The sequence below is a fragment of the Halorubrum sp. SP3 genome (assembly GCF_005435195.1).
In the GTDB taxonomy this organism is placed as follows: Archaea; Halobacteriota; Halobacteria; order Halobacteriales; family Haloferacaceae; genus Halorubrum; species Halorubrum sodomense.
Window position 1 is genome coordinate 1 of record NZ_SGTU01000190.1, and the last position, 734, is coordinate 734.

At 56.1% G+C, this 734-nt stretch carries 1 protein-coding gene; it reads right to left on the reverse strand.

The annotated features are described in order from the left end of the window. Positions 1-46 precede the first annotated feature (46 nt). The coding region (locus EXE42_RS18850) for a hypothetical protein (protein WP_394348007.1) at positions 47-734 on the reverse strand (688 nt) is incomplete at its 5' end.

The window sequence follows — 734 nt, forward strand, 5'->3', positions numbered from 1 at the left end:
GCGAGTCTATCCGCTTCGAGCGTTCGGATGCGATGAAAGACACTCATCACTCGATTCGCAGAACACGCCCTTTGTAGCTCAGGGTAACCTCGGAGATGTACGGGTCAGTTTGGTTCATGTCTGTCCACTCTGCTTCCCCTTCCACCACGAGGTCTTCACCAGCGTTTGCGGTCAGTTGTGGCTTTGTATCGCTCACTGAAACAGATGTATTGTATGGGGACGAATCAGACGCAGACGCGATGACGTTACCACCAAACGTGACGGTTACAGAGACGTTGCCGCTGTCTCTTGCGTCGCTACCGTCGTGAGAGATGCTGGCAGACGCGGAGTAACTTTCGATGGCAAATGATTCGTTGGGGCCAAGTGACTCTTGGATGCTCGCACTTGCGTATGAGACGCCATCATCGTCTGTGTCGTAGTCGCCACCAGACCTATCCACGTACTCGTTGCTGATGGTTCGCGTTATCGTCAGCTCGTCGGCCTGATCCGCCGCATCGACCTTCCCGTCGCCGTCGCTGTCAATGTCGTTGCCCTTGACGTTCGTTGCGTTATCGGCTTGGTCCGCCGCATCGACCTTCCCGTCGCCATCGCTGTCGATGTCGTTACCCTTGACGTTCGTTGCGTTGTCGGCTTGGTCCGCGCCGTCTACCTTCCCGTCACCATCGCTATCAATGTCGTTGCCCTTGTACGACGTAGCGGAATCTGCGACCTCGGCCTGATCTACTTTCCCGTCG